The organism is Tateyamaria sp. (assembly GCF_059783535.1).
Genome location: NZ_JBYNDP010000010.1, coordinates 1 through 14696 on the forward strand (window position 1 = coordinate 1; position 14696 = coordinate 14696).

Annotated in this window: 15 protein-coding genes, 1 pseudogene and 1 riboswitch; of the genes and pseudogenes, 5 read left to right on the forward strand and 11 right to left on the reverse strand. The window is 56.7% G+C overall.

Translation table 11 applies throughout. The annotated features are described in order from the left end of the window. From AC6RA8_RS03645 to miaB, 9 genes and pseudogenes are all read right to left on the reverse strand, one after another. Positions 1 to 381 (reverse strand): annotated as a pseudogene (locus tag AC6RA8_RS03645) (hypothetical protein); the annotation flags it as partial. Positions 382 to 543: 162 nt separating this feature from the next. Beyond that, positions 544 to 1725 (reverse strand): methionine adenosyltransferase, encoded by a 1182-nt coding sequence (metK, locus tag AC6RA8_RS03650; protein ID WP_500350768.1) that lies wholly within the window; start codon positions 1723 to 1725, stop codon positions 544 to 546. A 3-nt stretch (positions 1726 to 1728) separates the two neighbouring features. Continuing rightward, positions 1729 to 1778, reverse strand: a riboswitch (SAM-SAH riboswitch). Between the two features lie 9 nt (positions 1779 to 1787). Next, on the reverse strand, positions 1788 to 3302 hold the full coding sequence (gene lnt / locus AC6RA8_RS03655; protein ID WP_500350769.1) for an apolipoprotein N-acyltransferase: 1515 nt from the start codon (positions 3300 to 3302) through the stop codon (positions 1788 to 1790). Continuing rightward, positions 3299 to 4186, reverse strand: coding sequence for a hemolysin family protein (locus tag AC6RA8_RS03660; RefSeq protein WP_500350770.1), 888 nt, complete (start codon positions 4184 to 4186; stop codon positions 3299 to 3301). Before AC6RA8_RS03660 ends, lnt begins: the two co-directional genes overlap by 4 nt. 45 nt (positions 4187 to 4231) lie before the next feature. Continuing rightward, positions 4232 to 4726, reverse strand: a complete 495-nt coding sequence (gene ybeY, locus AC6RA8_RS03665; protein WP_500350771.1) for an rRNA maturation RNase YbeY — start codon at positions 4724 to 4726, stop codon at positions 4232 to 4234. 61 nt (positions 4727 to 4787) lie between these two features. Further along, positions 4788 to 5753 carry a PhoH family protein gene (locus AC6RA8_RS03670; protein WP_500350835.1) on the reverse strand — a complete coding sequence of 322 codons (966 nt, stop codon included), beginning with the start codon at positions 5751 to 5753 and terminating at the stop codon, positions 4788 to 4790. A 172-nt stretch (positions 5754 to 5925) separates the two neighbouring features. Beyond that, positions 5926 to 6240, reverse strand: a complete 315-nt coding sequence (locus AC6RA8_RS03675) for a hypothetical protein (protein ID WP_500350772.1) — start codon at positions 6238 to 6240, stop codon at positions 5926 to 5928. Between the two features lie 10 nt (positions 6241 to 6250). Then, positions 6251 to 6829 carry an OmpA family protein gene (locus AC6RA8_RS03680; protein ID WP_500350773.1) on the reverse strand — a complete coding sequence of 193 codons (579 nt, stop codon included), beginning with the start codon at positions 6827 to 6829 and terminating at the stop codon, positions 6251 to 6253. Between the two features lie 212 nt (positions 6830 to 7041). After that, complete coding sequence (gene miaB, locus AC6RA8_RS03685; protein WP_500350774.1) at positions 7042 to 8364, reverse strand: tRNA (N6-isopentenyl adenosine(37)-C2)-methylthiotransferase MiaB; 1323 nt, start codon at positions 8362 to 8364, stop codon at positions 7042 to 7044. Between the two features lie 127 nt (positions 8365 to 8491). On the opposite strand from miaB, the gene AC6RA8_RS03690 reads away from it, so the two are divergent. Then, positions 8492 to 9358 (forward strand): hypothetical protein, encoded by an 867-nt coding sequence (locus AC6RA8_RS03690; protein ID WP_500350775.1) that lies wholly within the window; start codon positions 8492 to 8494, stop codon positions 9356 to 9358. A gap of 243 nt (positions 9359 to 9601) precedes the next feature. After that, on the forward strand, positions 9602 to 10888 hold the full coding sequence (locus AC6RA8_RS03695; protein WP_500350776.1) for an MFS transporter: 1287 nt from the start codon (positions 9602 to 9604) through the stop codon (positions 10886 to 10888). A gap of 74 nt (positions 10889 to 10962) precedes the next feature. Here AC6RA8_RS03695 and irrA read toward each other — a convergent pair whose 3' ends face one another. Together irrA and AC6RA8_RS03705 are read right to left on the reverse strand one after the other, a co-directional pair. Continuing rightward, positions 10963 to 11382, reverse strand: coding sequence for an iron response transcriptional regulator IrrA (gene irrA / locus AC6RA8_RS03700; protein ID WP_500350777.1), 420 nt, complete (start codon positions 11380 to 11382; stop codon positions 10963 to 10965). A 73-nt stretch (positions 11383 to 11455) separates the two neighbouring features. Continuing rightward, the gene (locus AC6RA8_RS03705) at positions 11456 to 12178 is read right to left on the reverse strand and encodes a 2OG-Fe(II) oxygenase (RefSeq protein WP_500350778.1); all 723 of its coding nucleotides are present in this window, start codon (positions 12176 to 12178) and stop codon (positions 11456 to 11458) included. A 185-nt stretch (positions 12179 to 12363) separates the two neighbouring features. Between AC6RA8_RS03705 and fabA the strand changes: the two genes are divergently transcribed. The 3 genes from fabA (at position 12364) to fabB (ending at position 14693) form a co-directional block, all read left to right on the forward strand. Next, the gene (gene fabA, locus AC6RA8_RS03710) at positions 12364 to 12873 is read left to right on the forward strand and encodes a bifunctional 3-hydroxydecanoyl-ACP dehydratase/trans-2-decenoyl-ACP isomerase (protein ID WP_500350779.1); all 510 of its coding nucleotides are present in this window, start codon (positions 12364 to 12366) and stop codon (positions 12871 to 12873) included. 7 nt (positions 12874 to 12880) lie between these two features. Then, a complete protein-coding gene (locus AC6RA8_RS03715; RefSeq protein ID WP_500350780.1) occupies positions 12881 to 13387 on the forward strand; it encodes a GNAT family N-acetyltransferase in 507 nt (168 codons plus the stop codon). 76 nt (positions 13388 to 13463) lie between these two features. Beyond that, on the forward strand, positions 13464 to 14693 hold the full coding sequence (gene fabB / locus AC6RA8_RS03720; RefSeq protein WP_500350781.1) for a beta-ketoacyl-ACP synthase I: 1230 nt from the start codon (positions 13464 to 13466) through the stop codon (positions 14691 to 14693). Positions 14694 to 14696: the final 3 nt, after the last annotated feature.

Here is a 14696-nt window from a genome sequence, read left to right on the forward strand (position 1 = left end):
CGGATGGATGAACACGCCCCAAAGCCGCCCCTGCGCAACGGCATAGCGCGCATCAAGCGCACTATCGAAATTGGCTTGCATCAGACGCATTAACTCTTCCGCACTCAGCCCCTCAGCAGACCGAATTGGCACCATGGCACGCATTCGGTCGGCTGTCGGGTCCGCAATCACAATGACTGGTATGTCGTCGATGGTGAACTGAATTGCGTTGCCAGCAGGCTGCGCTTCCGGATCAATCGCACGAATGATCTCGGCCATGCGCAGCATCGTCATGGGTGGTTCCACCGGTGCGCTGGGAAGTGCATCAGCCTCCGGAAGCACTTCGGCTTCGGATCCGGTCTGCGGTGTCGTTTGTGCGTGCGCCGCGCCGAAGATTGCCATTCCCCCTAGGATAGCAGCCATGCAAGTCGTGCGAAAAAGTCCCATAAGCCAATGCCTTTTATCTGCGAACAGGTAAAAGTTAGGTCAGCCCGTTCTCAAATACCAAGCACCGTTTGGTGATGGATTGAAACAGATGCAGCCAAAAGCTGCGCCTGCAATGCCTTAGACAGCCGCCTTGAGGGCGTTGGCCAGGTCGGTTCTCTCCCAGCTAAAGCCACCATCCGCATCAGGTGCACGGCCAAAATGACCGTACGCTGCGGTGCGCTGGTAGATGGGCTTGTTCAGAGACAGATGTTCGCGAATACCACGCGGTGTCAGATCCATGGCCTGCGCCACGGCAGCCTCGATTGCGGCATCTTCAACCTCACCGGTGCCGAACGTGTCGCAATAGATCGACAGGGGCTTCGACACACCGATGGCGTAGCTCAGCTGAATGGTGCATTTGTCAGCCAGTCCCGATGCGACCACGTTTTTAGCCAGATAGCGAGCGGCATATGCAGCCGAGCGGTCCACCTTGGTCGGATCCTTGCCGGAAAATGCGCCGCCACCATGCGGAGCAGCCCCACCATATGTATCCACGATGATTTTGCGGCCCGTCAAACCGGCGTCACCGTCGGGACCACCAATGACAAACTTGCCAGTCGGATTCACGTGCCATTCGGTTTCATCCGTCAACCAGCCTTCTGGCAACACCTCTTCAATGTAGGGGGCAACGATGGCGCGGATGTCTTCACTACTCAGGTTTTCGTCCAAGTGCTGTGTCGACAAAACCAGTGAGCTGATCCCAACCGGCTTGCCATCGCGGTAGATCACGGACAGCTGCGACTTGGCATCCGGCCCCAACGCGGGCTCCGTACCGTTTTTGCGGACCTCTGCCAATCTGCGCAGGATCGCATGCGCATACTGGATCGGTGCAGGCATCAGATCAGGTGTTTCATTCGTGGCATAGCCGAACATGATCCCCTGATCGCCTGCGCCTTCGTCCTTGTCCGCTGCTGCGTCTACACCTTGCGCGATGTGCGCAGATTGTTCGTGCAGCAGGTTCGTGACCTCACAAGTGGCGTGGTGAAACTTGTCCTGCTCGTAACCAATGTCCTTGATGCAGGCCCGGGCAATCTCATTGATCTTGCCCATGTAATCATGAAGTTTATCCTGGTCGCTCAGCCCGACCTCACCGCCTATGACGACGCGATTGGTTGTGGCGAATGTTTCGCAAGCGACACGGGCTTCGGGTTCTTCTGAAAGAAATGCATCCAGCACTGCATCTGAAATACGGTCGCAGACCTTATCTGGGTGGCCCTCGGAAACGGACTCCGAGGTGAAAATATAATTCTGACGGGACATAAGCGCTCCATTAGGTTAATCCGCGTCACGTCAGGAAGCCGTTGTGACGGGTTCAGACGCACTTACGCTCGAAGCACAGGCGCGTCAATGGGGGGTGTGCGCCGGGTAAGAGCGCGATGCAATACGGCTACAATCAAACCAACCAAGACCAACAAAACCCAAGGTAAATCACCGGTCTTGCTATAAAGTGTAGGCGGGGCCGGCATCGGCAGTTTGGCATCAAGATAACCCGCTTCGTTGAGAGCCAATGAAGCGGCGATACGCCCCTTCGGATCGATCACCGCAGAGATGCCGGTATTGGCCGCCCGGATCAGCGGCAGCCCCTGCTCGATAGCGCGCATCTGTGCTTGCGCCAGATGCTGCTGCGGCCCGGACCGCGTTCCAAACCAGGCATCATTGGTCAGTTGCATCAGAAATGTCGGGCGTTCGGACGTTCCACCAACATCATGTGCAAAAACCGCCTCATAACAGATAAGCGGCAAGGCCGATCCGAGAGGGCCCATGTCGATTATCTGGGGCCCCGGCCCGCGCCCGTATCCGCTGTCCGCTCGTTCGGCCAGCGCACGAATACCTAAGCTTCGAAACAGCCCGGGCAAAGGCATGTATTCTCCAAAGGGAACAAGATGGTGCTTGTCATAGATCTGTGTGACCTGTGCTGCCGCATCCAGAATCACAAGACTGTTGAAATAGGTATCCTCGTTGCGGCGTTGAATGCCTAGAACAACTGGTGCGCCCCGCGCTGCATCGGCGATAACGTCAAAGGCAGGTTGCGCATTTTCGACAAGGTAGGGAAGCGCCGTCTCGGGCCAGACAATAAGATCGGGAACAGGCCCTGCAGCGGTATAGTCGATTTGGCGGTTGATGAAGACAGGGATGCGCGTCGGATCCCATTTCTCGTCCTGTGGCGCATTGGGTTGAACCAAACGAACCGTATGCTCGGTCAGTGGGCTCTGGTTTCCACCGGGTGACAAAAGGACTGGTACCAAAACAGCTAGCAACAGAACCGCTTGTACCCAGATCCGTCGAACAGCGCATATCAATGCCATCACCGCGAGCAACGCAAGCATCGTTCCATGCGGGCCACCAAATGCGAGAGCCTGTCCAGCGAGGCTGCCCACAAGGGCCTGCGGAGGAGTGGCCCAAGGAAAACCAGTAAATAGATAGGCCCGCAGGATTTCCGCCCCGGTCCAACCGAACACCAGAATCCAAAATTGTCCACCGCACCACTTCGCCAGCGCAAGCGCCGCAGACCAGAACAACCCAAGCAGGATCGACAACAGAACAAGGGCAAAAGGCGCCATCCAACCGGTGTTAGCTGCATCAACTTGAAACGGTTCGGTAATCCAGTTCAGCGTTACAGCAAAGTAACCAACACCCACAGCTAGGCCGAAAAGGGCCGCATGCCGCGCATTGCGCGCCACCTGCAGCAGCAGAAACATGGCCATAACCGGAACAGTTATCGCAGGAGCGAAATCGACTGGCGCGTGGGACAAGGCCCCGAATCCGCCCGCCACAAGGGCCAACAGAACCTGCGCCCAGATCGGCCATGCCGATACATGGACGCGGGATCGGTTCATTCGGCAGGCTCCAGGCCCTTAAGTCGAACCCGCATCCGTTTGATACGGCGCGGATCGGCATCGATCACTTCAAACTGTGGCCCGTCAGGGTGCAGCACCACCTCTCCACGCGCAGGCACACGTCCCGCCAGCATGAAGACCAAACCGCCAAGCGTATCAATATCTTCCTCATCCACATCGTCATGTGTCGTCAGAGATACTCCAATCTCAGCCTCGAACTCCTTCAGTGGTGTCTTGGCCAGCGCAAGGTAGCATCCGGACTTTTCCCGTGTGAACAAGGCGCCTTCATCAACGTCATGTTCATCCTCGATTTCGCCAACCACCTGCTCGATCAGGTCTTCAATCGTGACCAATCCGTCAACACCGCCATATTCATCAATGACAAGCGCCATGTGCCGCCGTTCAGTCTGCATCTTTGTCAGCAGAACACCGATGGTCATCGAAGGGGGAACAAACAAAAGCGGGCGCAAGCGGGCGCGCAGATCGTAGTTGGCCCCACCGCCGTTGAAGCCATGTTGCAGCGCCACGTCCTTGAGGTGGGCAAAACCGATGGGAGTGTCCAGCGTCCCCTCGAACACCGGCAATCGGGTATACCCGCTATCTTTGAACACCTGCACCAACTCGTCCAACGAGACGGTATCCTGCACTGCCGTAATGTCAGCCTTGGGCACGGCAACATCCTCGACCCGCAAACGGCGCAGGTTGATCATGCCATGAGACTGTGGTCGGGGGCTTGGGACCTCGGACACATTTGGGGCGCTGTCCGATGGGCTGAGCGCACCAATGACGCGCGCCAGAAATCCACCACTATGGGAAGGTTCGGTCATGTCAGTATCTGACTGCGCGCGTTGCGCCGCGTCAGACGATCCGTCGATGTCGCCCATTGGCTCCTATCCAGTTCGTTTGGGCCACTTGGCCCTGAATGCGACCTAATATGGGTCAGCCACCCCCAGTTTGCCAAGTATTTCGACCTCAAGTGCTTCCATGCGCGTGGCATCATGGTCACGGATATGGTCATAACCCAACAAGTGTAACACTCCGTGAACAAGCAAATGGGTCACATGAGCGGCAAAAGGCTTGTTCTGCTCAGCGGCCTCACGGGCACACGTGTCATAGGCGATGGCGATATCGCCAAGGCTGATTGAACCGCTCGGGTCGGGTTGAGGCGGAGTGGGCGCATCGCCATCCACATCAGGCGACAAATCCTCTTCCGGCCAGCTCAGAACATTGGTCGGCCTCGCCTTGTCCCGAAAATCAGCGTTCAAGGCAGAAATGCGCACATCATCACAGGCGAGTACCGATAGTTCAGCCCGCGCTAGACCCAGAGCTGACAAGGTTTCGACAATCGCAGTGTCAGCCAACGCCTCGAGATCGACATCCTGCCAGCGGCTATCTTCAATCAGGATGTCGATATGATGTGGCAACTGTCATCACCTGGGGCCAGCCCCGGCCAGGCCGAGGTTTGTTCAGCAAGAAAAAAGCGTATCAGGACGCTTCGGTATCGGCCTCGTACGCTTCAATGATAGCGGCTACAAGCGGATGGCGTACCACATCCTTGGACGTGAAATAGTTAAAGCTGATATTCGGAATGGTTTTGAGCAACCTTTCGGCATCAGCCAAGCCGGAGGCAACGCCGCGCGGCAAGTCGATTTGTGTGCGGTCGCCCGTTATTACCATACGTGACCCTTCGCCCAAACGCGTCAGGAACATTTTCATCTGCATGGTTGTGGCATTCTGTGCCTCATCAAGCACAACAAAAGCGCGCGACAAGGTCCGGCCCCGCATGAATGCAAGCGGCGCGATCTCGATCGTCTTTTCCTCTTTCAGCTTGGCAAGCTGTTTGCCCGGCAGAAAGTCGTTCAAAGCGTCATAGAGCGGCTGCATGTACGGATCGACTTTTTCTTCCTGTGTGCCGGGCAGGAAGCCCAAACGCTCACCCGCTTCAACCGCTGGGCGGCAAAGGATGATCCGGTCCACATGACCCGATATGAACATCGACACGCCGACCGCGACCGCCAGATACGTCTTGCCAGTGCCAGCGGGACCAATGCCAAAAGCCATTTCATTCTCGAACAGCGCCTGAACATAGGCCTTTTGCGCATCCGTGCGCGGTTCGACCAGCTTCTTTCGCGTCTTTATCTCTATTCGGCTACCGACTGGCATTTCCAATTGATCGCCTTGACGGGAACCTGTGCCTTCTTCGGACTGCCCCATGCGCAACTCACGATCCACATCGGCAGGTTCAACATCCTTGCCAGTCTCCAGCCTCAGATAAAGCGCATTCAAAACATCTGCGGCACGCTTCTGAGCGCCCTCTTCTCCCAGCACAGCCAACACGTTTCCCCGTCTCACGATCTGCACCTCAAGGGCGGTCTCGATGGCCGTCAAATGGCTGTCATAAGGACCGCACAGGTCAATCAGCAAACGGTTGTCGGGAAATTCCAGGACCATTTCCTGGGTTGGGTGGTCTAGGGTCAAATGTCACTCCTTGAGTCTGTGTTTCGCCTAGCGTTGCAAGTTCAGCTTGGGGGTGCAACGGGATGTTGGCCCTTTTCACGCATTTGAAACAAAAAAGGCCGGAACGCTAAGCGCGCTCCGGCCTCGAAATGTGTTTCGCTTTCGATCAATTGGGATCGTTGATCCGTGATCCACCCTTGAAGTCACCGACGGTTTGGGTTGGCGACGCAATTCCAGAGCAGACAGGTTTTCCGTATTTGTCGAGACGGGCAGACAGGTATCCTTCGACGCCGTCATCGATGATCCAGTGATCGCACCCGTTTGGATCTACCCAGATGCCGGCTTGAAGTTGGCTCAGGTTCTTTCTGTCGGTACCGCGGTCTATGGTCTTGTCTGCAGGCAGACCATCGCCAAAGCCATCAGCGCAGGCCCCGAGAAAAAGACCTGCTACTGCAAGTGGGACGAATTTCAGTTTTGTCATGATGCGCCCCTCACTGAATGCAGATAATTTCGACACGACGATTTGCCGCCATGCCCTTTGCCGTATTGTTCGGCTGCGCTGGCAGTCGTTCGCCGTAGCCACGCACATCTGCAATCCGTGCTCCGGATTGCTGCGCAACAGCGGCGACCGCATTGGCCCGGTTCAGCGAAAGACGCAGGTTGTATGCGTCGCTGGCGCGGCTATCGGTGTGTCCTGTTATGATGAAGCTAGTGGCGGTCGAGCTTTGAAAAAACTGCGCCAAGCGTTCGCGACCCGCCTTGTGGATGCGGAAGCTATCGGTCTTGAAGAATTGATCAGTATTCATCACCCCGCATAGGTTGCCTCGGCGACAGACTGGTATGCCCTTACGGTTGACGTGGGGCGTCATATAGCCCTCGGCCCCGTCATCCATGACCCAGTGCTCGCAGCCATCTGGATCGACCCAAATGCCCGGAATGTACTGACCTTTGTCACGCCCTTCCTGTGACCGCGTCTGGCCAAAAGCCTGCGCGGACACATCGGACACCATCAGCGAAGTCAGCGCCACGGCGGTGGCAGCCGCAGTGGCCAAAAGCTTATCAACTGTCATCGAAAATAGTTTCGCCACAGCCCTGTCCCTTTTTTGATCCCCCGCAAGGGCCACACCATGTTGGAACAAGCTGACCCCCGCTACTCTGAGCGAAAGCGTAGGCAATTATTAACACTCTGTGAACCCGCTTTTCACCACATATTGTGTCCAAAATGCGCTGAGTTACAATTGAACCGAGCAATTTGTGCACAAATTTCCAGCAGTGACCCGGATCAGTCGATCACGCCCGCCAGAGAATTTGCTCCGGCCTCAACGATTCTCACAGGCGAAATGTCGCCCGCTTTCCTTTCGGCATTTTCGACATGGACAGCGTGCAGATACTCGCTTTTGCCGCCCATCTGCCCAGGTAGACGACCAGGCTTTTCAAACAGTACGCTCACAGTTCTACCCACCATACCCTCCTGTATCGATCGCTGCTGGCGCGTGATCAGGGCCTGTAACCTTTGCAGCCGGTCGTCAGCTTCCGCGGGCTCTACCTGCGGTCGTTCAGCAGCGGGCGTACCCGGGCGGGTCGAGTATTTGAAACTGTAGGCGTAGCCATAGTTGACCTCTTCCACCAGATCGAGCGTCGCCTGAAAATCAGCCTCGGTTTCTTCGGGAAAGCCGACAATAAAATCACCCGACATCAAAATGTCAGGCCGCGCTTCGCGGATACGTTCGATCAGCCGCAGGTAGCTTTCGGCGGTGTGGCTGCGGTTCATGCGCTTCAGGATGCGGTCGCTTCCCGACTGCACAGGCAGATGAAGGTACGGCATCAGTTTCGCGCAGGTGCCGTGTGCCTCGATCAGGTCGTCTGTCATGTCGTTGGGGTGGCTAGTCGTAAAGCGGATGCGCTCAAGCCCATCCACCTTATCCAGATCCCAGATCAGCTTGGCCAGTGTGAAATCGGACCCATCTGGACCAGCCCCGTGATACGCGTTCACGTTCTGACCAAGCAAAGTGATCTCACGCACACCCCGTTCGACGAGATCGCGCGCCTCGGTCAGAATGCGATCCACTGGGCGGCTCAACTCGGCTCCGCGCGTATAAGGCACCACGCAGAAGGCGCAGAACTTGTCGCACCCTTCCTGCACGGTCAGGAACGCAGTCGGACCTCGTTGAGCCTTTGGGCGGTTCTTCAGCTTCTCGAACTTGTCCTCTTCTGGGAAGTCCGTATCGAGCGCTTTTTCCCCGGCTTGAGTCTTTGCTTCCATCTCGGGCAGACGGTGATAGCTTTGAGGGCCCACAACCAGATCCACCAAGGGCTGACGCCGCATTATCTCTTGGCCTTCCGCCTGTGCAACACAGCCAGCCACGCCGATCTTGAGGTCCGGTTTCTCAGCCTTCAAACCCTTGAACCTGCCCAGCTCGGAGTAGACCTTTTCCGCTGCCTTCTCACGGATGTGGCAGGTGTTCAGCAGAATCATGTCCGCGTCATTGGGTGTCTGCGTCTCGACGTAACCCTGCCCGCCCAGCGCCTCGGCCATCCTTTCGCTGTCATATACATTCATCTGGCAGCCATAGGTCTTGATAAAGAGCTTTTTCGGCGTCGTCATGGGCTTTGATCCCGGATCATGCGGATGGAATGCGGGCTGTACCAGCCTGCCTGACATCTTGCAATGCGGCGCGGATTAACCGAAATTTGACCTCAACCGCGCCAAAAGACGCTAAACGGGGCACAGAATGCAATTCGACAGTCTAAACAGCTTCATTCGTGACAAGGACGCTGTTCCGAAAAAGGGACCCGTTGCCGTTGTTTTGATTGAGGACGATGTCGAAGTGGACACGACCCTGCGGCACCATCAGCAAGCCGGTTTCAATCAGGTCATCGCGTTCATGCCGAAGCGGTTCAAACTGGCCCGCGACCTTTCCGAAACCCTGATACGCGTCGATTTTGACACGTCGGCACCTAACGCGCTTGAGACGGCGGTGAACGGAGTGATTGGTGCAGTCTCAGCAGGCACATGGATGTATTACTGCTACAATGCAGAATTCTTGTTCCACCCGTTTTGCGAGACCAGGTCGGTTGGGGAGATGCTGGCATTTCATACCGAGGAACGACGCGATGCGATGTTGACCTATGTGGTGGATCTGTACGCAGATGATCTTTGGTCTTGCCCTAATGCGGTGTCACTGGATCGTGCCTATCTGGATCGATCCGGATACTATGCGCTCGCCCGCCCGGATGAAAAAGGGCACCCGAAGGAACGGCAACTGAACTTCTACGGCGGTTTGCGTTGGAGATTCGAAGAGCACGTCCCCGAAGCAAGGCGTAAGATCGACCGAATTTCCCTGTTCAAAGCCAAACCTGGCCTGAAACTGCGGAACGATCACACGTTTAACAACGAAGAATACAACACCTATGCCTGCGAGTGGCACCACAACCTGACCGCAGCGGTCTGTTCGTTCCGAACCGCAAAGGCACTGAAGCTGAACCCCGGCAGCACCTACGATATCGAGACATTCAAATGGCACAACTCGGCCCCGTTCGAATGGCATTCACGTCAGTTGCTGGACCTTGGATTGATGGAACCGGGGCAATGGTTCTAACGGCCAAAACGTTACGCGCGGTCGACCCTTCGATTTAGTAAGATACCGCGATCAGGGAGCCAGTGCGGCGAGCGCTCATAGGATTTGCTTGCCAATGGAGCTGATACTTTAGGCGTTGCTCTTTCGCAGAGTGGGCTGTGCTGTCGCTACAATCCCAAAAATCCAAAGCCTTACTATGCGCGGCTTGACATAAGCGGCCCGGGTACTCTTGCGCCCGCGGCCTTTGCCATCGAAGGTGCGCCTATGGATTCCGGTATCGAGTTTTCATTCCGCAAACTCACACCCGCCGCGCAACGGCACATTCGGGTGTTCCAGCTTCACCAGTTCCTGGACCGGTTTGCGATGGGACTGACCGTGTCCGTGGTTGCATTGGCGTTGGTCGACCGCGGAATGGACCTGTTCCAGATTTCGCTGTTGTTCGGTGCCTATTCCGTCACGACGCTGACCATGGAATTGCCCTTTGGAGGGTTGGCAGACAACATCGGGCGCAAGCCGGTTTTTCTGGCGGCGGTGGGTGCTAGCCTGATTTCACTGGCCCTGTTCCTGTCATCAAGCGACTTTTACGTTCTGGCCCTTTCCTTTGCTTTTATTGGCTTCGGGCGTGCGCTGCGCTCTGGCACGTTGGATGCGTGGTTTATTGAGCATTTCAAAGCCAAGGCGCAAAACGTGGACGTGCAACCGGCCCTGGCAAAGGCGCAATGGGCCAACGGCATGGGTTTAGCATTCGGAGCGATCGTCGGAGGTTGGTTACCCGACGCCTTCGGTGCCATCGCGGTCCAATATGGGTTTAGCGCCTATGATGTCGCCTACGCAGCCAGCTTTGCGATGATGACTGCAGTTCTGATCTACACCCTCGTTGCTATTGAAGAAGAGCCACGGCCGCTGCATCCAAAGGCGCTGGTTCAGGGGTTTGCAAACGTACCGGTTGTTGTCCGCGACGCCAGTCTGCTCGCGCTGAGACACCCCACCCTTTCACTGCTTCTGGCAGCCTTGGCGCTTTTGCTTATGGCAACGAACCCGGTCGAAGTGCTTTGGCCCACCCACGTCAAACCAATGCTTCAAGAGGGTTACGCTAACACCGTGATTGGCCTGTTGACCGCAGCCTGTTTTTTCTCGATCGCCATTGGCGCGTCACTGTCGCCGCATATCAACCGAGTATTCAGGCGTGAGAATGCAATGACACTTACGGCTGCTGTAGGATGCCTTGCTGTGTTGCAGATTGTATTGGCACTCCAGGGTTCTGTACTGGGTTTTGTCATCGCCCTGATCGTCTACTTCGTGATCCTAGGCGTCGGTGAAACACCTGCCAGCAGTATTCTGCATTCCACGGTAGAGAACCATCAACGGTCCACCATGTTGTCATTGCGATCACTGGTGCAACAATTGGGGGCAACCATTGGTCTGATCCTCGTCGGAGCAATTGCCGAAGGGTATTCGACACCAATTGGCTGGATGGTCGGAGCGCTGTTCATTCTTGGCGCTTTGCTTCTGACAAGTCTTTTGGCCAGAAGACCAAAGGACCGCTCGTAGAAACAAATGATTTGATCGCAGCGCTACGCTTTCGAGCGTTCCAGTTTGCGCCGCGCGCGGGCTCTGTATGGAAATCAGTCCTTGCGGCGCAAGCGGATCACAACGTCCACAGATGCGATTTCCGCCCCTTCAGGCGCATCGGGCAGCTGCGCGATCACCAGTTGATCCGATGGCGCATCGGTCAGTTTCGCATCATCTTCCCAGAAGAAATGGGGATGGTCATGCGTGTTGGTGTCGAAGTAGCTTTTTGAACCGTCGACCGTCACCTCTTGCATTAGTCCCGCATCACAAAACGCACGCAATGTGTTGTAGACTGTCGCTAAGGATACGGCCTCGCCCTGGTCTTTGGCCGCTTCAAACAGGCTTTCCGCCGTCACGTGGCGGTGCTGGCCATCACCGATCAACAGCGCGGCAAGCGTCACGCGCTGCCGTGTCGGGCGTAGCCCGGCCCCCGCAAGCCATTCGCTTCCTACCTGATGCTGCGTTTCGGTCATTTGATCCTCTTACCCTTGCCCTACTTATAAAGGGCCATCGTTCTGCAATTCAATCGCAAAAGGGTTTGAGGCATTATGCCACACGCCCGAAAAACCCCATCTGCTCCTGCTTGGAAAAGGATTTGCCCGGGGTGTCGTAGTGCGAGAGCACCGCCACAATCCGGGACGTCCCCGGGCCAACGGTCGAGACGCGGTGCGCCGTGTTGACCCCCAGAAACACATTTAACGTGCCTGCGTCCTGGGTGAGTTGGGTTGGTGTGATGTGACCGGCCAGAAGGTCGGCGATGCCCGCATGATTTGGGTCGTCGTCGCTGCGCAAGTCCTTTGCGTATTCAAAGAGTCCGCCCTGGCTCGCCTCCTGCAATAGGAGCGTTGTCGTAAAGATCGAACGGTCGAAATGCCAGTTCAACGCCTCTCCCGGCCGGTACTCCAACACGTTCAGTCCCGCCAGCGCATCGTCCATCGTATAAAGTTCCGGTTTGTCCATGACCGCCGCCAGAAAGGCCGCGAAGGCGGGCCATTGGTAGATGTCATCGAGCGCCGTGCCCCGCATCTGATCATGGCACAGCGTGTGGTTGGCTGTCTCAACCTTGGTCAGGGCTGGGTCGTCAGCAGAAAGCCCGTCGACCGCATCCTTGAAATAAATGTTGTGCCAGCGACTATGATGAAAGCTTTCGGCCCGCATCAGCGGGTCCACGTGGTCGAGGACAGAGGCCAATGCCGCCGGTTGCATGAAGCCAGGAAGGTTGAACAGACCTTCGCGCGCCAGTCCGTCCTTCGCATGGGCGACCAGCACGTCCCATTCGGGTGCAAGCGGGCGATGAAGCGGATAGCGGTCGAGATCGATAATGTCTTTCTTTTTTAACCCTGCCTCACATCCAATAACCAGACAAGTCGCCGCTCTTGCGCCCTTTGCCCAGCCGGTGCTAGACGAACCGGACCCCATAACGGGACCAGACCCGAGACAATAAAGAGGCCCGAATGGCAGACTACCCCACCAGCTTCGACAAGGACGATTTGTTGAAATGCGCACGCGGAGAGCTGTTTGGCCCCGGCAATGCGCAGTTGCCCGCGCCCCCCATGCTGATGATGGACCGGATTACGGATGTGTCTTCTGATGGCGGCGCAAATGGCAAGGGGCATATCGTTGCCGAATTCGATGTCACGCCCGACCTGTGGTTTTTTGACTGCCATTTTCCCGGTAACCCGATCATGCCCGGCTGTCTGGGTCTGGATGGTCTGTGGCAGCTGACCGGCTTTAATCTGGGCTGGCGCGGCTGGCAGGGGCGCGGCATGGCCGTGGGTGTGGGCGAGGTCAGGCTGACAGGCATGGTCCGCCCGGACCGCAAGATGCTGACCTACAAGATTGACTTCAAAAAGGCGATCCAGACCCGTCGCCTGACGATGGGTGTTGCAGATGGCATCGTCGAGGCCGACGGCGAAATGATCTATGATGTCAAAGACATGAGGGTCGTTCTGAGCGAAAGCTGATCGCATCATGCCAGCAACCCAACTGATGACGGAGCGGCTGGCACTTGATTCCCTGACTGTTGATGACAGCGGGTTTGTGAAGCGACTGGTTCAGAACCTGCGTGTCCGCGCCTATCTGGGAGGTGTTGTCTCGGCAGACCAGCTTGACGGCATTGTTGGCAAATATCTCGAATTGCAACGTGACGGACATGTCTGGATTGCCAGATTTAGTGGAAACATCTCCATTGGATTGATCTTTGTGACCCCGCACCATGACGGGGTGGCGCCAGAATTGTCCTTCCAGTTCGATCCCCGTTACTGGGGACATGGGCTAGCATTTGAAGCCTGTCAACGCGTGCTGACCCACTGCGAAAACGATCAGGGCTTACGATCCATTATGGCAGAAACGCAGGAACGCAACGCACCGGCCCGGCGTCTTTTGCAACGCCTTGGCTTTCAAGAAGTCACGCGACTGCACAGATTTGGTGCCACTCAAGTCGTTTTTTCACGCGATCCGAACACGGGCGGCAATTGACTTGCCAAGCAAGGCGGTTGCACCCACCTGCCTCAGCGTCCTACATACCCCCTGACTAGAACGAAGGAGTACGCGCATGCGACGCGTCGTGGTGACGGGGCTTGGGATTGTCTCATCCATCGGAAACAACACCGATGAGGTGCTGGCGTCGCTCAAGGCGGGCCGCTCGGGAATCGAAGCCAGCGAAGAGATGGCCGAACATGGCTTTCGCAGCCAGGTCGCCGGAACGCTGAAGCTCGATGTCAAGGAGCACGTGGACAAACGCGCGTTGCGGTTCATGGGTCCGGGCGCAGCCTATGCCCATATCGCGATGACCCAAGCCATTGCCGATGCGGGGCTTGAAGAAAGCGACATTGTGAACCCGCGCACCGGTTTGGTTGCCGGGTCCGGTGGTCCATCAACGTCCGCCATGCTGACCGCGCATCAGACGGTTTTGAAGACAGGCGCCACCAAGCGCATTGGTCCATTTGCCGTACCCAAGTGCATGTCCTCGACGATCAGCGCGAACCTGGCGACGGGTTTCAAGATCAAGGGCATCAACTATTCCATCACCAGCGCATGTTCGACATCACTGCACTGCATCGGCAATGCGGCTGAACAAATCATGCTGGGCAAACAGGATGTGATGTTTGCCGGTGGCGCAGAGGAACTTGATTGGACTCTGTCGTGCCTGTTCGATGCGATGGGCGCGATGTCATCGAAATATAATGACACCCCCACACGGGCGAGCCGTGCCTTTGACGCCGATCGCGATGGGTTTGTCATCTCGGGCGGCGGCGGCATGGTTGTGCTGGAAGAGTTGGAGCACGCCCGCGCACGGGATGCGAAAATCTATGCTGAAGTCACTGGATATGCGGCAACGTCCGACGGCCATGACATGGTGGCCCCATCTGGCGAGGGTGGCGAACGGGCCATGCGCGCCGCATTAGAGACACTGCCGCAAGACCGGTCCGTCAGCTACATCAACGCCCACGGCACCTCGACCCCTGTCGGTGATGTAGGAGAGATCGAAGCAGTGCGTCGCGTCTTTGGCGAAGGTACCACACCCCCAGTCAGCTCAACAAAGTCGATGACCGGTCACGCACAGGGTGCAGCAGGAGCGCTCGAAGCCATCTTCAGCCTGCTGATGCTCGACAATGATTTCATCACGCCTTCCATCAATGTCGAAACGCTCGACCCGGGTCTAAACGCAACTGAGATCGCGACTGAGATGCGTCCAGATGCGGGCCTTGATTCCGTGATGACCAACTCTTTTGGCTTCGGCGGCACCAACGGATCGATGATCCTTTCAAAGTTTCACGGGTAAGAG